We start from the raw sequence: 24451 nt of genomic DNA, 5'->3' as shown, positions 1-24451 counted from the left end.
GATAAATGAGAACGGCATTTTATCGTTTTATCGCTTATCGCAAGGACAAGCTGGCACTATGGTCACTGCTGGTTTGCGTTTTTATACTGCTATCGCTGCTGATTGGATGGACGACGTCTTTATATAAGCAGCAGTTGATGAATGAGGCTTACGAAGACGCATCGCTGCAGCTGGCTTCCAAGTCCAATGAGCTAAGGCTCGGTGTGGAGCGCCGGCTGCTGCTGTCCGAAAGCCTCGCCGCCTTTGTTACAAGCGAGGTGCGCGACAGCGGCGTGGTGAATTCCCAGAGGTTCAATGAATTCGCCGCCCATTTTGTGCCGGCTTTGCCGGATGTCCGCAATCTTTCGCTTTATCCGGGCGGGGTCGCCGGCTTTATCTATCCTTATAAAGGCAATGAGGGTGTGCTTGGCAACGACCTGTTTAAGGACAAACGCTCTGAGGTTCGGGAGAACGCGCTGCGGACGAAGGAGCAGCGGAAGATTACGATGCTTGGACCGGTTAATCTCCTGCAGGGCGGAAGCGGAATCGTCACCAGGCAGTCGGTATATATCGACGGGAAGTTCTGGGGGTTTGTCTCCGTTGTGATTGATTTGCCGGATTTGCTGTCCGGAATTTCGAAGGAGTTTGAGAGCGATCTGTTTGATGTTGCTTTAAGGCTCAATGGTCACGTGCTGCTCGGCGATGAGAAGCTGTTTCAGCAGCAGGAGCTGAACGAGATCGTAAATGTGCCGGACGGCAACTGGGAGCTTGCCGGAGCGATTAAGCCGGAGAAACACCGGGCGATTTCGTTGAAGCTATTATTAGTCCGGCTAATCAGTCTGATTTGTATGGGACTCGTGCTATTCCTGCTCTATATTCAGCTGACAGGCAGAACGAAGCTGGAAGAGAAGGTTTCCCGCCGCACCCGTGAGCTGCAGGAAGCCAATGAAGAAATTGAGGCGTCCAATGAGGAGCTGCTGGCCATTGAGGAGGAGCTGAGGGAGCAGAACCGGATGCTGGAGCGCAAGGAGCGCGAGCTGCGTTTCTTGGCCTATCATGATCCGCTCACCGGGCTGTACAACCGGTCCTGTTTCAATTTGCATTTGAAAAATTCGATTACCTCCGCTGCCCAGTCCGAGTCGCGCATCGCGCTTCTGTATCTTGATCTGGACCAGTTCAAGCTGGTCAATGATACGTTTGGCCATGGCTGGGGTGACGAGCTGCTGCGGGAGTCGGCCAGAAGGCTGACCGGGCGTTTAAATGCGGAGCAGGGGCCAGTTCCAGAGGACGAACCGGCTTATTTCCGGATTGGCGGCGACGAGTTTACGGTTATTGTGCCGTGGGTGACGGACCGGGAAGATGCGGAGCAGCTGGCGGCGGCCGTTGTCGAGCGCTTCCGGATGCCGTTTTTCATTCGCGGTACGGAATATTACATGACGACCAGCATTGGCATCGCCCTTTATCCGGATCATGGGGAGGACGCCACCGCACTGGCGCTTCATGCGGATTCTGCGATGTATAAGGCCAAAGAGGAAGGAAAGAACCACTACAAATGGTTCGACGGCAAGGAGACGCCGGAGGCGGCGGAGCTGCTGGAGCTGCGCAGCGGCCTTCGCAAGGCGCTGGAGCGCGGAGAATTTGAACTCTATTATCAGCCGCAGATCGAGGCGGCTACGGGCGAGCTGTCCGGTCTGGAGGCGCTGCTGCGCTGGAAACATCCTAAGCTGGGGCCGGTATCGCCGCAGCAATTCATTCCGCTTGCGGAGGAATCGGGTCTGATCGTAGAAATTGGAGAGTGGGTGCTCCGCACCGCCTGCGCTCAGAATAAAGCGTGGCAGGATGCGGGCTGTCCAAAGCTGAGAATTGCGGTGAATTTGTCGGCCCGCCAGTTTGCAGCTCCCGATCTCGTCGGCACCGTGCGAAGCGTGCTGGAGCAAACGGGCCTGGACCCTTGTTACCTGGAGCTTGAAATTACCGAGAACATGGCGATGAAAAATGAAAATCTCGGCACGCTGGAGCAGCTGCGGGATATGGGCATACTGCTTTCCATCGACGATTTTGGCACGCAGCACTCCTCGCTCAGCTATTTAAAGAGTCTGCCTGTGAGCCGGATCAAAATCGACCGCTCCTTTGTCAGCGGAATCGGCATGGATGAAAGAGACGAAGCCATCATACACGCTATGCTGCTCATTGCCCGGCGTTTATGCTTGTCCGTCGTAGCGGAGGGAGTAGAGACAGAAAGCCAGCTCGGCTTCCTCAAGGAGCATGATTGCGATGAAATTCAAGGGTATCTGTTCTTCAAGCCGCAGCCTGCGTATCAGACGGAGCAGGTGCTGCATAACAGCATGCAGAGCGGCAGCAATTTGGCGATGAACGGGGCGTAGCTCCTGGTTAGTTGATAAGACTCTACAAACCGTCCTCTTTGCTCCAGCGGGGATCAGGGCCGGCTTCCGGGAAGATTAATTCTTCCTCGAAGCCGGCCTTTTGCAGCTGCTCCAGCAAATATTCCGGCGGCGTCTTCTCCACGCCGGGATAACCGCGCCGCGTATAGATATGCTCCGCATCCGGGAATTGGTCGCGAAGGATGCCGCGGATGCGTTTGCCGGAAGAGTCATTGTCCGTAAAAATAAACACCTGGCTGTCTCCCGCCTGCTTGCGGAGCATCTCCAGCTGGGCTGTTCCCGGCGTGCCGTAGGTGCACAAAATATTAACCTCTTCGCGGAGCACCTTGCGCAGGCGGCTGCGGTCGTTTTTGCCCTCGACGATAATGACGCTTCTCATAACGGAGCTCCTTTCCGGTTCGTAAAATAAGTATAACCAAAAAAAGAAGGCCCGCAAAAATGCGAGCCTTTAAGTGCAGTTGTATGAGAGCGGGTGCTCTTGCTGGTGATCTTTTAGAAGCAGAAGCTGCTGATGATGATGACGAGCAGAATGAACAGAACCAGGATCGCTCCCGTGGAAGTCCAAACGCCGCCTACATTGCCTAATCCGCATTCGGGTCCGTAGTTCGCACCTGCAAGACCTTTGACATAATTCATCTCATTAGTCACCCCTTTGCAGCTTGTTGGGGTCATTCGGTAAGGAACCGCCGCAATTGGCCGCCTTGCCGTCAGACATGGTGCAGTATATGTACCCGGATGGCATGCGCCCTGTGCATTCACCCAGATTTAGCGGAATTGGGCGGCTGCGGACGAGGAGTCTCTTTTGCCTCCGTAAAAGGGCAGTATCGCTGCGGCAATCATCAGCACAATGAACGAGATGAAATACGGCGACACATAATCGCGTACGTGTCCGGCAACGAGCGGACCGAGAAAAGCGCCGATGGAGAAGGAAATCGACAGCAGGGAGAAGGTGCGCCCATAGCGGGAGCGCGGGCTTAGTTCAATGAGCAGCGTGGACAGCGCCGGAAAAATAATTCCTTTGGCCATGCCGACTCCGAGCAGCAAGTAGACAAGCGGCAGAGGAGCTTCCGTCGCAATGCCGTAATAGGCGGCCGCAAGCATGAACGCGCCCCACATCGTCCGGCTTAACGCGCGGGTCCGGTTCAGAAACAGCATGCTGAGCGTAATCAGGCCGCCAAGGCTGACAACGGAAAATAACAGTCCGGTCCGCATCATGCCTTCCGTATTGGTTGCCATCAAAGGCAGCTCAAAAGAAAGAATGCCTTGGGAGCAGCTGAGCGCAATCGGCAGCGCATAGAGCAGCCAGGGGAAGCCTCGGTTCTCTTCTTCCTCGGTTTCGCTGTTTGCAGCGGGAGCAGGCTGTTCCGTTGAATGGGCAGCTGACGCCGATTCCGGTCCGGCAGCAGCTTGAGACTTTGGATCACGAACAAAAATGACCGCGCAGATTGCCGTTCCGATCAGTACCCAGCCCAGCAAATAAAACGCGCTGGAAAAGCCGATATTGGCGACGAGAAACGCGCCCGCTGCCGGGGATACAACAGAGGCGAGCGTGTGCACAAAACCGCTGCCGGACATAAGCTTTCCTTGCTGCAGCGCGTTGCTCGCCATTCTCGCCAGCAGCGCGCTGCACGCGGGGGAAAGAAAGGCCAGCACAAAGCCGCTGATGGAGCGCAGCACGAGCAGCTGCCACGGGTTGGTGACTCCGGCTTGCAGAAGCAAAATGATTCCGGCGCCAAACAGGCTGAGCGCAATAAAGATTCGGCTGCCAAAACGGTCGATGCCAAATCCGGCGATCAGATTGCCCGGGAGATGCGTGATGGAATATAGGCCCATCATCAGGCCGATAAACGACGGCGCCGCTCCCAAGGACACCGCAAACGGCGTCAGAATAGGGTACTGGGCATGCAGATCAAAAAACGCCACGAATAAAAACAGGTACAGCCAGATGGCTGTTTTCACGGCGGAAGCCTCCTTTGCTGCTATGCTTTCGAATGGGATCGCTAAAACCGAATTGCCGCCCGGCTCGTTGTTAAATTGCATATGCTTGGCGTCCGGATCGGGACGGCTTGCAGCGAAGCCGGACTCTACTACTTGTACGCCCGGGGCGGACGAGATATGCCGCACGGAGGTTTCTGCCTGCGTTTACGCCCCCAGAGGGCTCGGTTATAATGGGAATTGGGGATGAACGATTCGCGGGGAGGCCCGCGTTAATAGGGGGTACTTCAGAACATGGATGCTTTCGGCTACGATCTGGATACATGGAAGGCTTTTTTTGAAGAGAATTGGCTCATTCTGGCGGCTGGATTGATTGTGCTGCTGCTCGTCATCGGCATCGTCAAAACGGTAGCCAAATGGGCGCTGGCGGCAGTCATCGTGATTGGGCTTGCGCTTTACAGCGGATACAATTTGCAGGATCTTCGCGATCTTGGCGGCAAGGTGCGCGACCAGGCCGTTGAAGCGATGGCCGGCGAGGCGGCTGAGGCCGTTTATAAGGACAATGGAGACGGAACATTCACGGTCAAAACCCGCAACCTTGAGCTGAACGGTTCAAAGGGCGGGGATAAAGTCAGTGTTTCTTTTAATGGCGCGCCGCTCGGCTCCTGGAGCATCGACAGCACGATTCGCGCGCTGATTGATGGGGCCAAAGCTGGCAGCTGAACGGAGATAGCTGGTTAAACGGCACCGGCGATTGGAAGGGGAGAGGAGCCGGAATGGACAACACGGGCTGGCTGCAGACGCTCTTGAATTTGGAGCCGGTAACGCTGATCGTATTGCTGATGATTTTATTTTCGTTTGTGCAGGGGCTGCGGCGGGGAGCTAGAGGCTCCTCGCAGCGGCTGTTCTCTTTCCTATGGGAAGGACTGCTGCTCATCGTCTCGCTGGCAGGCGCCGCCCGGCTTGCACAGCTGGCAAGCGAACCGGCTGCCGAGTGGCTGCGAAAACGCATTATTCTCCCGTCTCATGAGCTTGGAGCGCCGGAGCAGGCTTGGTATACGTTTCTGACGAGTGTCCGGGATTTGCCCCTGCTGCGTGCTGGCGTGCTTTTTCTGTTGGCCTACCTGCTGCTCCGTCTCTTGTTGTCGGCGCTGACGCCGCTGGCTTGGCGGCTGTTCGCCGCCCTGTCGCGGCCTCGGCGGGATGAAGAGGCGGAAGAAGAGGCTTACCGCCGATTCAACGAGCGGCAATATCGGGATGGGCCGTACGACAGCAGAGGGCATGTACGGGCGCATGAGCCGAACGGCCGTTACGATAGGCGCTACGAATCGCTTTACGATAATAGATATGGGTATGGCGAAGAGGAAGAGGAATACGGCTACGAGGAAGAGGAAAGGCCGAGGCGTTTTCGGCGCGGAGGAGGGCGGCTGGCAAGCCATGCCGCAGGAGCTGTGCTCGGCGGGCTGCACGGTATTGGCCGGGCGATTGTGCTGCTGGCCGTGCTTTTTCTCTACGTATCGCTTTTTCCGACCGCTCCGCTGGCAGCCGGGATCGAAAGCTCTCCGGTCTATCGGCAGGCGGCGGACAAGCTGCTTGAGCCGGTTGCCGGCGGGCTGCTGGAGGGCGGCGGGCCGGTCATTACGGAGGCGGTCGGCAGCGAGCTCCAGCAGGTCATGCAGCGCAAGTACGAAATTGTCGACAATCATATTCCAGAAGAGATCGACAAGGCGGCGCAAAAAATCGTGGAAGGCGCAGACAGCGACCGCGAGCGTGCGAAGCGGCTGTATGACTGGCTCGGAACGAGAATCGCCTACGACTGGGACAAGGCTGATAATTACACGGAGCGCGGGGTATGGAAGGAACAGACGCCGCAGGAAACGTTCCGCAGCCGGAAGGGCGTCTGTATCGATACCTCAAGGTTATACGCCGTTATGGCTCGTTCCGTAGGCCTGGAGGTCAAAATAGTAACAGGTCTTGGAGCAGATGGCCGCGGAGGCTTTGGCTCCCACGCCTGGAATCAGGTCAAGCTGGCCGATGAGAATGGCAAATGGATTAAGCTCGATGCGACATGGGCTTCATCCGGAGCCTGGTTCGACTCCCCGGATTTCGACAAAACGCATATTGAGCAGGCTTAAGGAAAGCCGCTTCGGATGGAACATCCGAGGCGGCTTTTTTGCCGTTTGGACGGCTGCGGGAAGACAATACTTGCGCGGAAGACATTTAATTGTCTAAGGGCATATAAATTAGCTGAATAAAAATATGTTGCACATAAGAAACATTATTGTGTAGTATAAAAATAAAGAGCCTGGAGCAAAAGTGGAAATTAGCTGAAGCAGAGGAGAGATGACGGTTGTTGGGACGGGGGAAACGGGGAGGAAGATGGATCGGCGGCCTGCTGCTCGCCGCTGCGCTTGCCGTTCAAGGCTGCGCTGGCGGTGCCAAGGAGCGCAATGACGGCAAAATCGCCGTAACTGCGACGACAGGCATGATTGCCGATGCGGCCAAAGTGGTCGGCGGGGAGCGGGTCAGCGTTGAGGCGCTGATGGGACCGGGCGTTGATCCCCATCTGTATAAGGCTTCGCATGGAGATATGGTGAAGCTGGATGAGGCGGACATCGTCTTTTACGGCGGTCTGCATCTGGAAGGCAAGATGACGGAAGTGCTGAAAAAGCTGGGGCAAGTAAAACCGGTCGCCGCCGTTACGGATACGATGCCTCCGGCTAAGCTGCACGAAAGCCAGCCTGGCTCCGGCATACCGGATCCGCATGTGTGGTTTGACGCCAGCCTGTGGATTTATGCGGTGGAGAAGGTCAGGGACACATTGATTGCTGAGGATCCGTCCCATGAAGCCGGGTACCGCGAGCGAGCCGACAGCTACATGGCTGAGCTGAAGCAGCTGCATGCTTACGCGCTTGAGCAGCTGGGCACGGTGCCGCAGGAGCGGCGCGTGCTCGTTACGGCGCATGATGCGTTCGGTTATTTCGGCCGCGCTTACGGCCTGGATGTGATGGGGCTGCAGGGGATGAGCACGGCCTCGGAGTACGGCTCCAAGGATGTGGCGGCGCTGCGCGATTTTCTCGTTGAGCGGCAAATCCCGGCCGTATTTGTGGAGTCCAGCATTCCGCGCAAATCGATCGAATCGGTTCTCGAAGGAGCCGCCAAGCTAGGCCATAAGGTCGTTATCGGCGGGGAGCTTTTCTCGGATGCGATGGGAGAAGAGGGAACGCCGGAAGGCAGCTACATCGGCATGTTCCGGCACAATGTAGACACGATTGCCAAGGCATTAAAGGGGGAGTAACGCGATGACAGAAGCAAAACACTTTCGGCTGGACGGATTGATAAATGCCGCCGCCGACGGACTCAAGTCCTCGATGAAAAACGGCGTCCGTCCTTCCGTGCTGGAGGTAAATGGGCTCAGCACAGCCTACCGCAGCCAAACCGTGCTGCGGGACGTAAGCTTTGCCGCGCCGGAGGGCGAACTGATCGCGATTGTCGGGCCGAACGGAGCCGGCAAATCCACGCTGATTAAAACTGTACTGGGCTTGACGCCTTCCCTTGAAGGCAGCGTAACCGCCTTCGGCCGCCCGATCAGCCAGGTGCGCACCCGCATCGGTTATGTGCCGCAGCGTGAATCGGTTGATTGGGATTTCCCTACGCATGCGCTTGATGTTGTCATGATGGGAAGGTACGGGCGTCTCGGCTGGTTCCGCCGCCCGGGCCGCAAAGAAAAGGCCATTGCGATGGAATGTCTGGCTGGAGTCGGCATGGAGGCGTTCGCCGAGCGGCAGATAAGCCAGCTGTCCGGCGGACAGCAGCAGCGGGTGTTCCTGGCCCGCGCTCTTGCGCAGGATGCCGACCTTTACTTCATGGATGAGCCGTTTGCCGGAGTTGACGCGGCGACCGAAAAAGCGATTGTAGAGCTGCTGCGCCGCCTGCGGTCCGAAGGGAAAACGGTCATCGTCGTGCATCATGATTTGGCGACGGTGCCGGATTATTTTGACAGTGTGCTGCTGCTGAACGTATCGGTGCAGGCGTTTGGCCCGACCGCTGAGGTATTCACGGAGGCGAACCTGCAGCGCACCTACGGCGGACGGATGGCTTTTGCTGCTGCGGCGGCGGGAGCGGCAAGGGGGGCGGAATTATGATTTCCTTGTGGGATTCTATTGCCGCACTCGCTTCGGATCCCAATCTCCGCTGGATTACGCTTGGCTGCATGCTGCTTGGATTGAGCAGCGGAATGATCGGCTGTTTCGCCTATCTCCGCCGCCAAAGCCTCATGGGCGATACGATCGCGCATACGGCGCTGCCGGGAATCTGCGTCGCCTTTCTTTTGACCGGCGTGAAGTCGCTTCCGGTGTTCATGCTCGGCGCGGTTGCCGCCGGGATTCTGGGAACGCTGGCGATCCGCGTCATAACGGCGCGCTCGCGGATAAAGGCCGATGCGGCGATGGGCATCGTGCTCTCCTCGTTTTTTGGCATCGGCATCGTGCTGCTGACGATGATTCAGCATAGCGGCGACGGCAGTCAAAGCGGCCTCGATAAATTTTTGTTCGGGCAGGCCGCCGCCATGGTCGCCTCCGATGTGTCGCTGATGGGCGGCGTAAGTCTTGTGCTGGCCGTTGTTTGCGCTCTGCTGTTCAAGGAGTTCAAGCTGCTGGCTTTTGATCCCGCTTTTGCCAAAGGCGCCGGCTTTTCCGTGTCGCTGCTCGACTTTCTGATGCAGGCGCTCGTCGTGACGGCAGTTGTAGCCGGAATTCAGGCCGTAGGCGTCGTCCTCGTCGCCGCTCTGCTCATTACGCCGGCCGTATCGGCCCGCTTCTGGACGGAAAGGCTCGGTCGGATGGTTGTGCTGTCGGGCATATTCGGAATGGCGAGCGGCTTGCTAGGCGCCTGGATCAGCTCTCAGGCTCATCAGCTTCCGACGGGTCCGGTCAGCGTGCTGGCTGCCGCCGCCGTATTTCTAGTGTCCGTTCTATTCGGAAGCAAAAGAGGGCTGCTGACCGTCCGGTTGACGCGCCGCCGCGCCCGGCTGAATTTGCAGCAGGCTTCGGCATCATCGGTAAAGGAGGCGGGATAACGATGAGCAGCATGGATTTCTGGATTTTGCTTACGGGCTCGCTCGCCGCCGTCAGCTGCGCGATTCTGGGTTGTTTCCTTATTTTGCGCAGGATGGCTTTAATGGGGGATGCAATCAGCCATTCCGTCCTGCCGGGAATCGTCGTCGCTTATATGATCAGCGGCTCGCGCGATTCGATCTATATGCTCATAGCAGCCGCTATTATGGGCTTGTTATGCGTGCTGTTCATTCAATGGTTCAACAATCGGGGCATTCAAAGCGACGCCTCCATCGGGGTTGTTTTCACCTCTTTGTTCGCTATCGGCGTTGTGCTCGTCAGCATGAACGCCCGCCAGGTTGATCTCGATCTCGACTGCGTGCTTTACGGGGAGATCGCCTACACCGCTTGGAATACGCTGCAAATAGGCGGAGTTGATCTTGGGCCGCGCTCTGTCTGGCTGCTCGGCGGTACGCTGCTGCTCGTCTTGGCCGTTATCGGGCTGTTCTATAAACAGTTCAAGCTTTGCGCGTTTGATCCAATGCTTGCCGCTGCTCTCGGCATTCCGGCCGCGCTGTTCCACTACCTGCTGATGGGGCTTGTATCGGTTGCAACGGTGAGCTCGTTTGAGAGCGTCGGCGCGATTCTGGTCGTCGGACTGCTCGTCATTCCGCCGTCCACGGCTTACCTGCTGACCGACCGGCTGGGCGTCATGATCGGTCTTAGCGCAGCAAGCGGCGTCGCCGCGACGCTGCTCGGTTACTTGATCGCCATTTGGCTGGACGCCTCCATTGCCGGTTGTATCGTGGCTGCCGCCGCTCTGTTGTTCGCTGCTGCCTTCCTGCTCTCGCCCAAACACGGCCTGTTGGCCGCAAAGCTGCGCCACTCGCGGCTTAGCCGTTCCGCTGCGTAGCGAGGGAAGGGCAGCGAGCCGGACGAAAGCAGATTTTCTAGTCTATGCTGCCGCCGATAGGCAGATTGCTACAAGCCGTCTCCTTGGAGGCGACTTGTAGCTTTTTGATCTGTAACGCAACGGAGAAGTCTTAATCTGCTTCTGAAACGCGATATAGCGATATTTTTAGAGGATTAACGTCTTGCAGTTTCGTTAGAAGAATTAAACGCGCCAAAGTAACGGAATAACGCATTTCAGTTGCGTTAAAAACTCGGAAGTCTTTTTCACTGCTACAGCCTCACATCGTTCTTACAACGCAGCTTCAGATAGACCCTATACAAATTCACGCCAAAATCGAACGAGGATTAGCCAAATTCGGATGGAGATGTGCGGCCGAGGCTGTTCTATAATGGGTATGCCGGCTTGTTCAAACGTTTGAACGAACCTAAGCAGCCGAAGCTATCCGGTTGTTTTACCTGGAGCATCTGTCCGTCTTGTGGAGAGATTTTAACTGCCTGCTATGATAAAATGTCAGACAAAGAACATGGCAAGGGGGAACCGCAGGATGTATAAGCTGCTTGCTTTAGATATGGATGGAACGGTGCTGACGGATCAGGATACGATCAGCGAGGAAACGGCCCAGTGGATTCGCCGGGCGATGGACGCCGACATTACGGTTTGCTTTTCGACGGGAAGGGGCGCTCAAGGCGCTGTGCCGTTTGCGGAACAGCTGGGATTGGATACGCCGATGATTACCGTCAACGGAAGCGAGATTTGGAGCAGGCCGAACGTGCTGTACCGCAGAACACTGATGAATACGGCCGAGCTGCGCAGGCTGCATGAGATGGCAGTCGGCTACGGGGAACCGTGGTACTGGGGGTATGCGGTAGAAGGGGTGTTCAACAAAGAAAAATGGATTGAACCCGCCGATGACTACGAAAGCTATCACTGGTTGAAATTCGGCGTGCATACCGAAATTGACCGGATTCGGGAAAAAATCCGCCATGAGATCGAAAGCTGGGGATCTCTGGAGATTACCAACTCCTCCCCGTGGAATCTGGAGCTGAACCCGCTTGGCGTGAACAAGGCGTCTGCGATCCGCGAGCTGTGCGGCGTGCTTGGCATCGACATGAAAGAAGCGGCGGCAATCGGCGACAGCTTGAACGACATCGCTGCGATTCGTGAATGCGGGCTCGGCATCGCCATGGGCAATGCTCAGGCAGAGGTGAAGGAGGCGGCGGACGCCGTCACGCTCGGCAACAACGAAAACGGAGTTGCTTATGCCATTCGTGAATTCGTGCTGAAAGGCGGGCGCTGACATGACGCTGGACATTATCGGCTGGGTGCTTGTCATTCTTCTGTTTGTTGTCGGCATGGCCGGGGCGGTATATCCGATCTTGCCCGGCGCACTGGCGATTTACGCTGCGTTTTTTGTCTACGGCCTGTTCATCAGCTTTGAGCCGTTCGGCTTCTGGTTCTGGACATTTCAGACGATTATCGTAGCGGCGCTATTTCTGGCGGACTATGCCGTTAACGCCTGGGGCGTCAAAAAGTTCGGCGGTTCAAGAGCCTCTGTCATCGGCAGCACGATTGGCATCATTGCCGGGCCATTCCTCATCCCGGGCTTCGGTCTCATCATTGGGCCGCTGGCTGGAGCGGTTATCGGGGAGCTGATCGCCGGCTCCAGCATCGACAAGTCGCTTAAGGTCGGCTTTGGAGCCGTCGTCGGACTGCTCTCCAGCACTCTGGTCAAAATCGTGCTGCAGCTCGTAATGATCGTCTTGTTCGTGATTTGGCTACTTTAGATTGCGTTATGAAGGATAAAAGACGATAAGGAGATTTTCCTATGACAAAACTGACGATTTGGAACGAATTCGTTCATGAGCAAGAGCATGAAGAAGTACGCAAAGTATACCCGGACGGAATTCATCAGGCGCTGGCGAAGGGCTTGGCCGAAGCAGGCCTCGACATCCGCACCGCTACGCTGCAGGAGCCGGAGCATGGACTAACCGAAGAGGTGCTGAACAACACCGACGTTCTTGTCTGGTGGGGACATATGGCGCATGACCGGGTTGATGACGCTATCGTCGAGCGTGTGCACCAGCGTGTTATGGACGGTATGGGGCTGATCGTACTGCACTCCGGCCATTTCTCGAAAATTTTCAAAAAGCTGATGGGCACCGGCTGCGACCTGAAATGGCGCGAAGCCGGCGAGCGCGAGCGCATCTGGGTCGTCAACCCGGCGCATCCTATTGCAGCTGGACTGCCCGAGCAGTTCGTGCTGGAGCAGGAGGAAATGTACGGGGAGCATTTTGACATCCCGGCGCCGGACGAGCTCGTGTTTCTGAGCTGGTTCGAAGGCGGCAACGTATTCCGCAGCGGCTGCACGTTCTATCGCGGCCAAGGCAAGATTTTCTACTTCCGTCCGGGCCATGAAACGCATCCGACGTACTATGACGCCAACGTGTTGAAGGTCATCTCCAACGCCGTGCAGTGGGCAGCTCCGTCCCGCGCCGCAGCTCCGGTTCGCGGCCAAAGCGTGCCGTCCCTGGAGCCGATCAGCTCCAAGGGTTAAGCCTCAGCGATCAAGCGGAGCCCGCTTGAAACGCTCATTTATCCATAAAAGACGTGCCAACCGGCACGTCTTTTTGACTTATTTGAAGTAGATGCTACGGTACAGATAGCTTAGTTGCGCATTCTATCAATCGGCCGCAAAACTTTTTCAAGAAAACGTCCGTATTCATTAGGGATTTCAAATGCAACGCCTCTATCAGTAGGCGAACGGGCTTTTTTCCGTACTGGCCCCTAAATTGTGATACACTGTCAGAGGTGTATTTTGTTCATAGGACGGCAGCAGCCGGTTCACCTTGTCCGTACGGATAAATTGCAAGGAAGAAGGATTGACCCTACCATGTCCAAAAAAGACTCTCTCATTCGCGGTACGCTCATCCTCGCAGCGGCTGCCCTTATTGCCCGCGTGCTGGGGTTGTTCCAGCGCGTTCCGCTGGACTATCTATTCACTGGCGGCGGTTCCGGATATCTCGCCATCGCCAATAACGTCTATCTTTATCTGCTTGTCATCGCGACTGCAGGTATTCCAAGCGCAATCAGTAAAATGGTATCGGAGCGTTATGCGCTTGGCCGACCCGACGAAGCCCAGCGTATTTATCGCGCAGGTTTGCTATTTGGGGCCGTCACGGGCGTATTGCTAGCCGTACTTCTCTACGTTCTTGCTCCTTGGTATGCCACACATATCGTCAAATCGCCGGAAGCGACTTCATCCGTCCGGGCGATAGCCCCTGCGCTCATCCTGTTCCCGGTTATCGCCATGATGCGCGGCTACTTCCAGGGCCGACAAATGATGAGTGCGGGCGGCATCTCGCAAATCATGGAGCAGATCGCGCGCGTTGTGCTGGGTATTGCGCTTGCCGTCACTGTGTTCAATTGGGGCTGGGGGGATTCGTGGGTATCCGCAGCCGCTACGTTCGGCAGCGTATTCGGCAGCGTCGGAGCTTTTCTCGTTATGCTCTATTACGCACGCAAGCTGAAACAGTCGGATCTCGCAGAAGCGCTCGCCGCTGGAGCGGAAGCATCGGCAGCAGCTCAGGCTCCGCGCACTGCAGGTTCCCCGCTGAAGCTCAGCAGTATCTACAAGGAAATTTTCTCCATGTCGATCCCGGTTGTTGTCACGGCAATGACCGTGCAGTTCATCTATTTGATGGACTCATCGTTTTTTGTACGCTGGACAGCGGGATTCTACGAAACGGAAGCGGCTGCAAAGTTAATCCGCGACTACTTAATTTACAACGGCCAATCCATAGCCGGCATCCCGCCAATACTCGCCATTGCGCTCAGCCAGTCGATTTTGCCGGTGCTGTCCGCCGCTTATTCCGTAGGCAAGCTGGACGAGGTGCAGCGCCAGGCATCCCTCGTTATGCGCATTGTTGTATTTACAGGCGTCCCGGCTGCGCTGCTGCTGACAGTAGGCGCGCACAGCATCAACGGCCTGCTGTTCGCCGATCCGGCGGCAAGCGGCATGGTTGCCGCGCTGTCCATCGGTACGATTTTTCAAATTACAATGATGACGACCAACTCGATTCTGTTTGGGCTTGGCAAGCCGCGCCCGGCGATGATCAGCACTCTGATCGGCTACGGCGTCAAGGTGCTCGGCAGCTTCCTGCTTGGCCCGGTTATGGGCGGTTACGGCTTTGTGCTTGCATCGACGCTCTGCTTCGTTGTCATAACAGTGCTCAACCTGCTGGCAATCCGTCAAAAGGTGCAGCTGCGGGTGCTTGGCAAGCGCTGGATGCCTTACCTGATCGCAATCGCAATTACGGCTGGCGCTGGCTTCGGCACGGATATGACCGTCCGCGGCATATTGGGCACGGTGATGCACGCCAAGCTTGTGTTCCTTGCCGGAACAATTGCGACAAGCCTCGTCTGCGGCCTGTTCTATCTGTTCCTGCTCATTGCGCTCGGCGTTATCCGCGAGGACGATGCGAAAAGCTTCCCGGGCCCGCTGCGCAAGCTGCTGCTTCCGTTCGTCCGGCGTTTCGGTCGCCGCTCTTCCGAAACATCGGCAAGCGCCTAATAGATTCTGTTCCCATCCGTTCCCAGTCGTGATAGAATAGACGAGATTTTAGGAGAGCGAGAGGGACGTGGGTCTATGAAAAAAATTAAAATGAAGGCGATCATCGCGCTCTGCACAGTGATGCTCGTCGTTGCCGGCTGCCAGTCGGTAGCAGGCCTTGAACTGAATTCTATGATTGTTAAGGCATTAAAAGCCGAGACGCAAGAAAGCCGGGGCAGCGTAACGCTGAACATTGATTTTGCGGAAGAGGCTTATGAAGGTTTGAACGATCGCGAACGCCGCATGCTGGAGCTGCTAAGCGAAGTGAAGATCGTCATTGACTCCAGCAAAAAGGAAAACGCCTCCCGGCAGTCTATTGATGGTGCGCTGGTGCTTGGCGATAGGGAGGTCGGCTTTTCTTTCCGTCAGGATGAAAAGCAGGCCGTTCTTCAAATAGACGGGCTTAAACGTCCAGTCGTCATTCCGCTTGATGAGGAGTCGCTGCTTGGGCTTGGAGGCGATCTGGTAGACGGCGCGCCGCTTGATTCGGTTCTGGAGGAGGCTGTTGCTCCGGTTGGCGAACAAGTCGCGACGGATGCTTCTACGGAGTCTGTAGGAGATGTTGCGGAAGAGCTGATTGATCGAGTCGGCGGTTACTGGATTTCCAATCTGCCGAACGCAACCAGGCTTGATGTAAAACCTGTTACCGACGATGTATATGGAGGCGGCAAAGCGGCTTGGCAGGTTGACGCAGGCTGGCAAGGAATGGAGCTGTTTGACTGGGCGCAATCCTATGTGAAAGCTCTGATCGCCGATCCGGACGGTATGCATGAAATGCTGAACAGCTTATTCGAGGTGTTTCAGGATCACCCGGAATCGGGAGTAACCGGGGAGGACGGTGGACCGCTGCTGGACTCCGATAAGGAAGCCTTCGTTGAAGAAGGCACGGAAGCAATCGGCGAGCTGCTTCAGGAAACGGCAGACTCCATGCAGGAGGCCCGTGAAGCTGGCGGCTTGGAGGAAATGTTCTCTCCTGCTTCTTCCGTAAACGTGAAGCTTCTGCTGGATGGAAGCCTGGACATTCGCAAGCTGGACGCTGCGCTGCTTTGGAAGCCGGCGGTTGCGGACGCAGACGGGGAAGTGTTCCCGATCAGCTCGGTTTCCTTGCGCATTCAATCGGACAGCTGGAACGTGAACGGCGCGGTTAGCGCAGACCGTCCGGCTCCATCGGACAAAAGCTGGACGATGGACCGCTGGGTTAGCAACGATGCCGGCTCGTCCCGTCTACTGCTTGATTTTGATAAAAGCTCCGATGCCTACAAGCTGCTGAAAAACGACTTTCAGGCAGGGCTGCAGTCAGCCGCGTTTTATTCCTATGGGTATTATGATTCCTTTATTTCCACGCCGTCCGGCGTAACGCTTGTTCCGCTGCGCACGCTTGCGGACAGCTTCGGAGCAACGGTAGCGTATGATAAAGCGCGTAAAAAGTGGAGAATAGATGACGGGGCTAAAGGCCGCACCATCTACGTAGCGAAAGGCAGCAAGGTGGTTTACGCAAACGGCGTTAAATCCCAGCTCAGCTTCCCCGCTACCGTAGTGGACGATGCGCTTTATGTGCCGGCACGTGATTTTGCCAAGCTGTTTGGCGCATCACTTAAGGTGAATCAGAGCGACTATGATTACGATCGATACCTCGAGCTCCAGCGTGAGGTAGGCTAGAAGAAAGGAAGATCATCGATGCAGAAGCTTACAACCGAAGAGCAGTTTCGCGAAACAGCGGCACAACCAATCGTTACGGTAGCCGTATTCAAAACAACCTGGTGTCCGGATTGTCATTTTATTGACCCCTTCATGCCGGACGTAGAGCAGAAATACGCAGGCCGAATCGTATTTGTCGAAATTGACCGGGACGATATGCCTGACCTTTGCTCCGAGCTGAATATTTTGGGCATTCCGAGCTTTATCGCTTTCCGCGAGGGCAAAGAGCTTGTCCGCTTTGTGAATAAGCTGCGCAAATCGCGTGAGGAAATCGAGCAATTTCTCGACCGTGCGCTGGAAGTTGCGGATGCACTTCCGGGCTGATAAGGAAGCGCAGAAAGCCGGGCCATTTGGCCCGGCTTTTTTCATGATGGAACAATCCGTCTTCGGGGCACACTATAGCCGGTACTAACCGCCCACAAAGGCGCTTCAAAGCTCTCATTAAAGCCTTGGAATGCTGACAGTATCGTCACATTTTCAACATGGCTTTTGCATTTTTTTGCCGCTATAATGAGGTTTGTATCCATAGGAAGAAGGGGTGAAAACCTAAGTTATGATCTCCCGAGCTTACCGCCTGCTTGCATGGATGTCCTGTATCGGCATGTTTGCCGTCCTTATGGCAGGCGCACTTGTGACCAATACCGGCTCCGGTCGGGGCTGCGGCGATGACTGGCCGCTGTGCAACGGCGAGTTTATACCCGCATTCACGCTTGAGACCGCAATTGAATATTCTCATCGCGCTGTAACCGGCGTTGTTGGCATTATTGTTGTTGCCACCTTTGTGTTAACCTTGCAATTATACCGGCGCTACGCCTACCGCGAGCCGCTCTGGTATGCGGGCGCTACGCTCGCATTCACGATTATTCAAGCACTGATGGGAGCAGCTGCCGTCATGTGGCCGCAAAGCCCGCCTATTATGGCGCTTCACTTCGGCATCTCGCTGCTTGCTGTCGCCTCCACTGTTTTGCTAGTGCTTTGGATTTCAAGAATAAGCAAAGGCAAACTAGCGGGCGAGGATCGCTCTATGCCGCGTTCGATCTATTCGCTTGTGCTTGGCGCTTGCATTTATTGCTATGTCGTTGTTTATTTGGGCGCTTACGTTCGTCACACGGATTCCGGCGGAGGCTGTCTCGGCTGGCCGACCTGCAACGGAGAAGTTATTCCGAGCGATCTGAGCGGAGCGACTGGCGCTGTGTTCACTCACCGCGTAGCGGCGATGCTGCTGTTTTTTGTATTTGTTTGGCTGTTTGTTCACATCCGCAAACATGCGGGAGCGGCAGACCGGATGACAAAGTCGGCGATGTGGATTCTGATTTTGGTTATTTGCCAAATTTTTAGCGGAGCTTGGCTGACCGCGACAATTGGCGATGAAAACTGGTTTATTTTTACGAATATGATTCACAACTTTATTATTACGATCTTGTTTTCCATTCTGGTCGACCTTGGCTTCCAGGCTTGGAAAAGACAGGAAGGACGGACTTCATGAATTTTGCGAATTTGAAGCAGTTCACGGAAGCGCTCCGTGCGGACGGCGATCTGGCCGTTATCGATGCGCCGGTTGATCCCAATCTGGAATTGGCTGAGATTCACCGCCGGGTTATTGAGCAGGAGGGTCCAGCCCTGCTATTCACGAATGTGAAAGGAAGCACATTCCCCGTGCTTACCAATATGTTCGGAACGGCTCGCCGTGTTGATCTGGCCTTCGGCAGTAAGCCGGAGCAGCTGATGAAAACAATTATAGGCGCCGCCGACAGGCTGCTTCCCCCAACGATGAGCGCTATCTGGGGCGAGCGCAACATGGTATTCGACCTGCTCAAGGTCGGTCTGAAAGAAGTTCCGAGCAGCTCCGCGCCCGTGCTTCAGCAGGTGCGCCGAGAGGCGCCTTTGAAGGGGCTGCCGTTCCTGACCAGCTGGCAGGAGGACGGCGGTCCTTTCGTCACGCTTCCGCTTGTATATACGGAGCATCCGCAGCACCCGAAAAAGCATAATCTCGGCATGTACCGCATGCAGATTTTTGATGACAATACAACCGGCATGCACTGGCAAATTCACAAGGGCGGCGGCTTTCACTACCATGAAGCCGAGAAGCTGAATCAGGAGCTTCCCGTAAGCGTATTCCTCGGCGGTCCTCCAGCATTGATCGCGGCGGCAATCGCCCCGGTGCCGGAGCATCTGCCGGAGCTGTTGATCGCTTCGCTTATTTTGGGCAGCAAGCTGCCGGTAACGCAGGACCCGCTTGGCCGCCACCGCATTCCGGCAGAGGCGGAGTTTGCCATCCACGGCACGGTGCCGCCTCATCTGCGCCGCCCGGAAGGGCCGTTCGGCGACCACTTCGGTTATTACTCGCTGCAGCATGACTTCCCTGTGTTCAATGTCAAACATGTGCATCACCGCAAGGACGCGATCTATCCGGCGACTATTGTCGGCAAGCCGCGCCAGGAAGATTATTATCTCGGCGAATATTTGCAAAGGCTGCTTAGCCCTGCATTTCCGATGGCGATGCCTGGCGTTAAAGACCTTTGGGCTTATGCTGAAACGGGCGTACACGCGCTCGCAGCGGCCGTCGTGCGCGAAAGCTACTCGCGTGAAGCTCTGGCGACAGGCTTCCGCATACTTGGCGAAGGCCAGCTGACGCTGACCAAATTCCTCATGCTGACGGACCAGCCGGTAGACTTGTCCAAGTTTGACGTGCTGCTGGAAACAATTTTGGAGCGGTTTCAGCCGGAAACGGATCTGTTCATATTTGACAATACGGCGCATGACACGCTGGATTATACAAGCGGCAAGCTCAACCATGGCAGTAAAGCGCTGCTGATGGGCGTCGGTGAGCCGGTGCGCAGCTTGCCCTATGAATATACCGAGGGGCCGATTGCGGAGATTAACGACATCGCCGTTTACTGCAAAGGCTGTCTCGTCGTTTCCGGTGCAGCTTACGAGGCGGATTCTGAGCTTCCTTCCAAGCTGCTCGAGCGAGTTGCGTCACGCGGCACGGAATGGCCGCTTATCGTGCTTGTGGACGACGCCAAAGAGGTTGCATCCGCTCAGACGCCATTCCTGTGGACGGTATTTACGCGCTTCAACCCGGCGGATGACATTTATGCGCTCGCTGACGCGCGGCGCCATCATCTGGCGTACCATCTGCCAATCGTCATCGATGCCCGCATGAAACCAGGATATCCGGATGAGCTTTTCCCGCGCGAAGATATCGTTCAACTGGTGGACAAGCGCTGGAAGGAATATTTCCCCGGAGCTTGAATTACAACGTAGAGGAGGCAGCGACTGATGCTTCGGATATTGTTTGGCGAAGAGCCCTACCAGCCGCATGGACCGATTGCCGAAGCGGTTCAGGCAATGCAAGCTTATGCTTCCGCGCTGCATGAGGTTGTCGCTTCCGGGCGAGACCGCGATCATAAAACACGCACGCGTGAAGTAATGACACTCGGTTTATTGGCTTCGCTGGATGAGCTGGAGCAGAGCTGTTATGCCTCTTCCCGTTTCGGAGCGCTGGTGACAAGCCGCTCTCTGGAGCAAATGCCGCCTGAGGAAAGATTGAATTACCGCCGATACGTTTATTTTGACAAAAACGCGTTCATCCGCCTTTTTGCCCTGCTGGACAAGCTGGGCACGCTGCTGAATGACGCTCTCGAGCTCAACACCGAGGAGTTCAAGGAGCGTTTCTCCTACTTCACGGTGCTGCGGCGGATGCGGGAAAAGCAGGTTCATCTTGAACTCGCCCGCCCTCTGACCGAACTCAAGAACAGCTACGACAAACCCGTCGTAAGGCTGCGCAAACGGCGCAACGAGGAGATCCACAACTTAAATTCGGAGCTGCAGGACGATCTTATTCAGATGCATCTGAACTTGGGCGACGAAATTAAGCTGGAGGATGTAAAGTCGCAGATGGAGGATTTGCAGAGCGGGCTTGATATGGCCTCCGCTTCTCTAAAGCTGGCTTTTGTCTATATGGAAAAAGGGATCACCCGCAACCCGAGCCCGACGGCCGGGTAATCCGGCGAGGAGGAGACGTGTGGAGTTACAGCTGCAAGGGAAAACAGCGCTGATCACCGGCAGCGCCAAAGGGCTGGGCAAACGGGCGGCTGAGGAGCTGGCCCGTTTTGGCTGTGATGTCGTGCTTAATTACCGCTCCAGCGCCGCAGACGCCGAACAGCTGGCTGAGCAGCTGAGAAGCCAATATGGCGTACGGGTCAGCGCGATCCAGGCGGATCTTGCCCAGCAGGGTGAAGCCGGCAAGCTGGCGCGGGAAGCGTTGGAACTGACCGGACAGATTGATATTCTGGTCAACAATGCCGGACCTTTCATTCGCGAGCGGCGGGTATTCGCCGATTATGAGGAAGAAGAAATTATCGCGATGCTGCACGGCAACCTGCTCGGCGCGATGCTGCTTGACCGCCATTTGCTGCCAGGCATGAGAGAGCGGCGCTGGGGGCGCGTCATTCATTTTGGCTTTGGCCATGCGATGGAAGGGAGAGCTTGGCCTCATCGGGCCGTTTATGCGGCAGCCAAAACAGGCCTCGTCTCCTTCACCAAAACATTGGCGGTAGAGGAAGGGCAGTACGGCATTACTGTCAACATGGTCTGTCCAGGAGATATTCGCGGAGCTAACAAGGAGAAATCAATATCCGACGTCCAGGGCATCTCTGATGTCGAGTCCCCGCTCGGCCGTCCCGGAACCGGTGAAGACGTTGCCCGGGTTATCGCTTTTTTGTGCCTGCCGCAATCGGATTTTCTGACCGGCAATATCATTGACGTAACCGGGGGCTTCGATCCTATTCGGACAAGCATCAAACCTTCGCCCAAAAGTGAATAAACAAAAAACGGCTGGCATCCCTGCGGGGGAGCCAGCCGTTTCAAATTCCGAACATCCGGAAATGCTGGATTAGAATACTTGGACAACCTCTTGCACGCCTTCCACTTCTTCAAGCAGGGCGCGTTCGATGCCGGCCTTCAGCGTAATCGTGGAGCTTGGGCAGCTGCCGCAGGCGCCTACGAGACGGAGCTTGACGATGCCGTCCTCTACATCCACGAGTTCAACGTCGCCGCCATCGCGCTGCAGGAAGGGACGAAGCTTGTCAAGAACATCCAGAACTTCATCGTACATCGTGCTTTGTGCGTTTTCGCTCATTGCAATCAACTCCTTTCTTACCTATTATAATACAAAGCAACGCAATTGAAAACGGAGGCGAGCGCCGACTGTTAAGGCCTGGCTTTCCATTTTGAAGGTGGTCAAATCATGCTGAAGCCCGTCATCGAATTCTGTTCCAGCAACATGCACCATGGCACGGACAGGCTGATGAACGCTCTTGAACAGGATGACCGATACGAGGTCATTGAATACGGTTGTCTTGGCAACTGCGGCGAATGTTACCTGTCGCCCTTTGCTATGGTCGACGGCGAGATCGTCAGCGCCGAGACGATTGAACAATTGGAAACGGCCCTGCAGGAGAACATAGTCCGCAAGGCCGCTGAGCGCGAAGCGCTGGACAAGCTGATCGACGATTTGTAACTTGGATTACAGGTACAGCCGACGGTCAGCCGAAATGGTTTTTGGAACGCCATAATACGCCGGTTTTGAGTACTCGCGGCACGCGGCCCATAATGGCCGTTTTGCCCATGAGGCCGAAGCCGGCTTTTTTGCCGAGCGAACCGAGCGTACCTTTCAGCTTGATTTTGCCAACCTTCGGCGTCCGGCCTTTCCAGTATGCCTGCATAACCCCGGCTACCTGGCCTCCCATCGCTCCAGCCAGCTGGCCGCTTGGAGAGAAGGGCACGGATGCGCAGTCGCCGATTACGAACACCTCGGGGTATTCCGGCAGCTGGTGCAGCTCGTTTACGACGAGCCGTCCCTGATTGTCCTTCGCTACGTTCAAATCCTCTACAACGCCGACAGGTTTGATGCCTGCCGTCCACACCGTCGCATCGGTGTAGATGGACTCCGGGGAGTTGCCGTCATGCAGAATGCCGCCTTCCAGCAGCTTCAGCGATACATGCCCGCGCATTTCCACATGATGCTCCAGAAACCAGGCGGACACGTACGTTTTCAGCTTTTGGGGGAATGCCGACAAAATGCTCGGTCCGCGGTCGATAATGCGGATGTTCAAATCTTTGCGTGCCTCGCGCAGCTCCGCTGCAATCTCGACGCCGCTCAGGCCGCCCCCGATAATGGAGACTTGACCGTAAGGCTTCACATCGCCAAGCATCTGATAGGTGCGGCGCGTAGAAGCGAACGTCTGGAGGCTGCAGGAGTATTTCTCCGCCCCGGGAATGCCGTGGTAGTTGTCCGTGCAGCCGAGCCCAATCGTCAGCCAATCGTACGACACCGGATCCTGGCCTTCAAGCAACACACGTTTGTTGTCCAAATCAATGCCGGTCACTTCGCCATAGGTAATGAGCAGCCGCGAATCGCTCGGAAAAGCGACTCTCAGGTCAATTTCCGGCGATGTGCCGGCGGCGAGTGAATAATACTCCGTTTTGAGGCCTTGAAAAGGCATGCGGTCAATCAGCACAATAATGGTGTCGGAAGGGATGTCTCCGTCCAGCAGCTCTTCGGCAAGAGCCATGCCCCCATATCCGCCACCCAAAATAACAAATCTTTTCATTGTATCCCAACCCCTGCTTTAATTCAGCTGATGGATGAACCTAATATGCTCGCAGACGGCACGCTTTACTCAAAAACTTTGATCTCGTTGTAGAAGGTGTCGCGTTCTACCGGAATTCTGCCCGCACCTTTTATTAACCAGATCAGGTCTTCTCTTGACAGTCCTTCAGGAGTCAGAGCCCCGGCGGAATGGCTGATGCGTTCGCGCACGAGCGTGCCGTGTACGTCGGAGGCTCCCATCGTCAGCGAAACCTGCGTCAGCTGAGGGCCAATATTAATGAAGTAAGCTTTAATATGGTTAAAGTTGTCCAGCATCAGACGGCTGATCGCAATCGTCTTCAGATCCTCATAGGCCGAGTTGCGGCGGCGGATGCCCGCTTTTGGACTATGAGGCTGCATGGATAACGGGATGAACACGAGGAAGCCGTTTGTCTCGTCCTGCAGCTCGCGAATCGACATCATATGCTGAATGCGCTGCTCGTGGGTTTCCACGGCTCCGTACAGCATCGTCGTATGCGTTTTGATGCCAAGCTCGTGAGCAGTGCGGTGGACCTGCAAATACTGGCTGACATCGGCTTTTTCAACCCGCATCTTTTTGCGGTATTGATCGGAAAGAATTTCTGCGCCGCCGCCGGTAAGCGACTCCAGGCCCGCTTTCTGCAGCTCTTGAAGCACCTCGCGGTAGCTAAGGCCGCTGATGCGGGAGAAGAAATCGATTTCGGCAGCCGTGTATGTCTTAAGCGTCACATGCGGATACTGCTTTTTGAGTGCGGCGATGGAATCAATGTAATATTGGAACGGGACATGCTGGTTATGGCCGCCGACAATATGGAACTCGCGTACGGTTGGCGTAATATGCTTATCGACATAGTCGATCATTTCCTGCGGAGTGAGCGTATATGCGCCCTCGTCGCCCTCGTCCTTGCGGAAGCTGCAAAATGCGCAGCGCGCTTCGCACACATTGGTGAAGTAGAGCGTCATCGTATCGATAAAATAAACCCGCTTGCCGTTCTTGCGCAAATTGGCTTCATTGGCCATCTGGCCGATGCTGAGCAGATCGTCGGACCGGTACAGGAACACACCGTCTTCGAGGCTGAGCCGTTCGCCAGCTGCGACCTTCTCGCGAATCCCTTGCATGACGGACGCTTCCGTCGGGGTAATGATGTTCATCTAAAGGACCTCCTTGTCCGGTAACCCTGAGGCCCGTCCGGCTGGCCGTGGCGGGCAATGCGATAAAGATATAAT

General features: G+C 55.9%; 24 protein-coding genes and 1 pseudogene. 18 read left to right on the top strand and 7 right to left on the bottom strand.

Annotation, left to right across the window (positions count from 1 at the left end; all coding sequences use genetic code 11):
- Nucleotides 1–5: 5 nt before the first annotated feature.
- Nucleotides 6–2363 carry a bifunctional diguanylate cyclase/phosphodiesterase gene (locus M3223_RS12735; RefSeq protein WP_251561941.1) on the top strand — a complete coding sequence of 786 codons (2358 nt, stop codon included), beginning with the start codon at nucleotides 6–8 and terminating at the stop codon, nucleotides 2361–2363.
- 22 nt (nucleotides 2364–2385) lie between these two features.
- On the opposite strand, the gene M3223_RS12730 is transcribed toward M3223_RS12735, so the two are convergent.
- The 3 genes from M3223_RS12730 to M3223_RS12720 all read right to left on the bottom strand — a co-directional run bounded on the left by M3223_RS12730 (nucleotide 2386) and on the right by M3223_RS12720 (nucleotide 4340).
- A complete protein-coding gene (locus M3223_RS12730) occupies nucleotides 2386–2760 on the bottom strand; it encodes a toprim domain-containing protein (protein ID WP_251561938.1) in 375 nt (124 codons plus the stop codon).
- Nucleotides 2761–2873: 113 nt separating this feature from the next.
- A complete protein-coding gene (locus M3223_RS12725) occupies nucleotides 2874–3017 on the bottom strand; it encodes a YjcZ family sporulation protein (protein ID WP_251561936.1) in 144 nt (47 codons plus the stop codon).
- Nucleotides 3018–3146: 129 nt separating this feature from the next.
- The gene (locus tag M3223_RS12720) at nucleotides 3147–4340 is read right to left on the bottom strand and encodes an MFS transporter (RefSeq protein WP_251561934.1); all 1194 of its coding nucleotides are present in this window, start codon (nucleotides 4338–4340) and stop codon (nucleotides 3147–3149) included.
- A gap of 270 nt (nucleotides 4341–4610) precedes the next feature.
- On the opposite strand from M3223_RS12720, the gene M3223_RS12715 reads away from it, so the two are divergent.
- From M3223_RS12715 to M3223_RS12675, 9 genes are all read left to right on the top strand, one after another.
- A complete protein-coding gene (locus M3223_RS12715; protein WP_251561932.1) occupies nucleotides 4611–5039 on the top strand; it encodes a hypothetical protein in 429 nt (142 codons plus the stop codon).
- Between the two features lie 53 nt (nucleotides 5040–5092).
- On the top strand, nucleotides 5093–6451 hold the full coding sequence (locus M3223_RS12710) for a transglutaminase-like domain-containing protein (RefSeq protein WP_251561930.1): 1359 nt from the start codon (nucleotides 5093–5095) through the stop codon (nucleotides 6449–6451).
- 215 nt (nucleotides 6452–6666) lie between these two features.
- On the top strand, nucleotides 6667–7614 hold the full coding sequence (locus M3223_RS12705) for a metal ABC transporter solute-binding protein, Zn/Mn family (RefSeq protein WP_251561928.1): 948 nt from the start codon (nucleotides 6667–6669) through the stop codon (nucleotides 7612–7614).
- Nucleotides 7615–7687: 73 nt separating this feature from the next.
- Nucleotides 7688–8461: a metal ABC transporter ATP-binding protein gene (locus tag M3223_RS12700; RefSeq protein ID WP_251562308.1), complete on the top strand. Its 774-nt coding sequence runs from the start codon at nucleotides 7688–7690 to the stop codon at nucleotides 8459–8461.
- Nucleotides 8458–9393 (top strand): metal ABC transporter permease, encoded by a 936-nt coding sequence (locus M3223_RS12695; RefSeq protein ID WP_251561926.1) that lies wholly within the window; start codon nucleotides 8458–8460, stop codon nucleotides 9391–9393. The genes M3223_RS12700 and M3223_RS12695 overlap by 4 nt, the downstream gene beginning before the upstream one ends.
- Before the next feature lie 11 nt (nucleotides 9394–9404).
- Nucleotides 9405–10283 carry a metal ABC transporter permease gene (locus M3223_RS12690; RefSeq protein WP_285891271.1) on the top strand — a complete coding sequence of 293 codons (879 nt, stop codon included), beginning with the start codon at nucleotides 9405–9407 and terminating at the stop codon, nucleotides 10281–10283.
- A 544-nt stretch (nucleotides 10284–10827) separates the two neighbouring features.
- Complete coding sequence (locus M3223_RS12685; RefSeq protein WP_251561921.1) at nucleotides 10828–11580, top strand: Cof-type HAD-IIB family hydrolase; 753 nt, start codon at nucleotides 10828–10830, stop codon at nucleotides 11578–11580.
- Nucleotides 11581–11587: 7 nt separating this feature from the next.
- Nucleotides 11588–12067, top strand: a complete 480-nt coding sequence (locus tag M3223_RS12680) for a DUF456 domain-containing protein (protein WP_251562305.1) — start codon at nucleotides 11588–11590, stop codon at nucleotides 12065–12067.
- 41 nt (nucleotides 12068–12108) lie between these two features.
- A complete protein-coding gene (locus M3223_RS12675) occupies nucleotides 12109–12837 on the top strand; it encodes a ThuA domain-containing protein (protein ID WP_251561919.1) in 729 nt (242 codons plus the stop codon).
- A gap of 110 nt (nucleotides 12838–12947) precedes the next feature.
- On the opposite strand, the pseudogene M3223_RS24500 reads toward M3223_RS12675, so the two are convergent.
- A pseudogene (locus M3223_RS24500) lies at nucleotides 12948–13022 on the bottom strand (hypothetical protein); the annotation flags it as partial.
- 151 nt (nucleotides 13023–13173) lie between these two features.
- Between M3223_RS24500 and M3223_RS12670 the strand changes: the two are divergent.
- The 7 genes from M3223_RS12670 (at nucleotide 13174) to M3223_RS12640 (ending at nucleotide 21418) form a co-directional block, all read left to right on the top strand.
- The gene (locus tag M3223_RS12670) at nucleotides 13174–14853 is read left to right on the top strand and encodes a putative polysaccharide biosynthesis protein (protein ID WP_251561917.1); all 1680 of its coding nucleotides are present in this window, start codon (nucleotides 13174–13176) and stop codon (nucleotides 14851–14853) included.
- A 75-nt stretch (nucleotides 14854–14928) separates the two neighbouring features.
- Entirely contained in the window at nucleotides 14929–16551 is a 1623-nt protein-coding gene (locus M3223_RS12665) for a copper amine oxidase N-terminal domain-containing protein (protein ID WP_251561915.1), read from the top strand.
- A gap of 18 nt (nucleotides 16552–16569) precedes the next feature.
- Nucleotides 16570–16914, top strand: coding sequence for a thioredoxin family protein (locus M3223_RS12660; protein ID WP_251561913.1), 345 nt, complete (start codon nucleotides 16570–16572; stop codon nucleotides 16912–16914).
- Nucleotides 16915–17143: 229 nt separating this feature from the next.
- Nucleotides 17144–18076 carry a COX15/CtaA family protein gene (locus M3223_RS12655; RefSeq protein WP_251561911.1) on the top strand — a complete coding sequence of 311 codons (933 nt, stop codon included), beginning with the start codon at nucleotides 17144–17146 and terminating at the stop codon, nucleotides 18074–18076.
- Complete coding sequence (locus M3223_RS12650; RefSeq protein WP_251561908.1) at nucleotides 18073–19845, top strand: UbiD family decarboxylase; 1773 nt, start codon at nucleotides 18073–18075, stop codon at nucleotides 19843–19845. The genes M3223_RS12655 and M3223_RS12650 overlap by 4 nt, the downstream gene beginning before the upstream one ends.
- A 27-nt stretch (nucleotides 19846–19872) precedes the next feature.
- The gene (locus M3223_RS12645) at nucleotides 19873–20598 is read left to right on the top strand and encodes a Cthe_2314 family HEPN domain-containing protein (RefSeq protein WP_251561906.1); all 726 of its coding nucleotides are present in this window, start codon (nucleotides 19873–19875) and stop codon (nucleotides 20596–20598) included.
- Between the two features lie 31 nt (nucleotides 20599–20629).
- Nucleotides 20630–21418, top strand: coding sequence for an SDR family oxidoreductase (locus M3223_RS12640; protein ID WP_251562303.1), 789 nt, complete (start codon nucleotides 20630–20632; stop codon nucleotides 21416–21418).
- Nucleotides 21419–21487: 69 nt separating this feature from the next.
- Here M3223_RS12640 and M3223_RS12635 read toward each other — a convergent pair whose 3' ends face one another.
- Nucleotides 21488–21733 (bottom strand): NifU family protein, encoded by a 246-nt coding sequence (locus M3223_RS12635; RefSeq protein WP_028600524.1) that lies wholly within the window; start codon nucleotides 21731–21733, stop codon nucleotides 21488–21490.
- Nucleotides 21734–21844: 111 nt separating this feature from the next.
- Here M3223_RS12635 and M3223_RS12630 point away from each other — a divergent pair, with 111 nt between their 5' ends.
- Entirely contained in the window at nucleotides 21845–22114 is a 270-nt protein-coding gene (locus M3223_RS12630; protein WP_251562301.1) for a YuzB family protein, read from the top strand.
- Between the two features lie 25 nt (nucleotides 22115–22139).
- Here M3223_RS12630 and M3223_RS12625 read toward each other — a convergent pair whose 3' ends face one another.
- Both M3223_RS12625 and mqnE read right to left on the bottom strand, forming a co-directional pair.
- The gene (locus M3223_RS12625) at nucleotides 22140–23207 is read right to left on the bottom strand and encodes an NAD(P)/FAD-dependent oxidoreductase (protein WP_251561903.1); all 1068 of its coding nucleotides are present in this window, start codon (nucleotides 23205–23207) and stop codon (nucleotides 22140–22142) included.
- A 65-nt stretch (nucleotides 23208–23272) separates the two neighbouring features.
- Entirely contained in the window at nucleotides 23273–24376 is a 1104-nt protein-coding gene (mqnE, locus tag M3223_RS12620; RefSeq protein WP_435368013.1) for an aminofutalosine synthase MqnE, read from the bottom strand.
- Nucleotides 24377–24451 lie beyond the last annotated feature (75 nt).

The sequence above is a fragment of the Paenibacillus pasadenensis genome (assembly GCF_023715725.1).
Lineage (GTDB): Bacteria > Bacillota > Bacilli > Paenibacillales > Paenibacillaceae > Paenibacillus_O > Paenibacillus_O pasadenensis_A.
The sequence above is the reverse complement of the archived record's forward strand: the minus strand, read 5'-3'. Positions and strand labels throughout refer to the sequence as shown.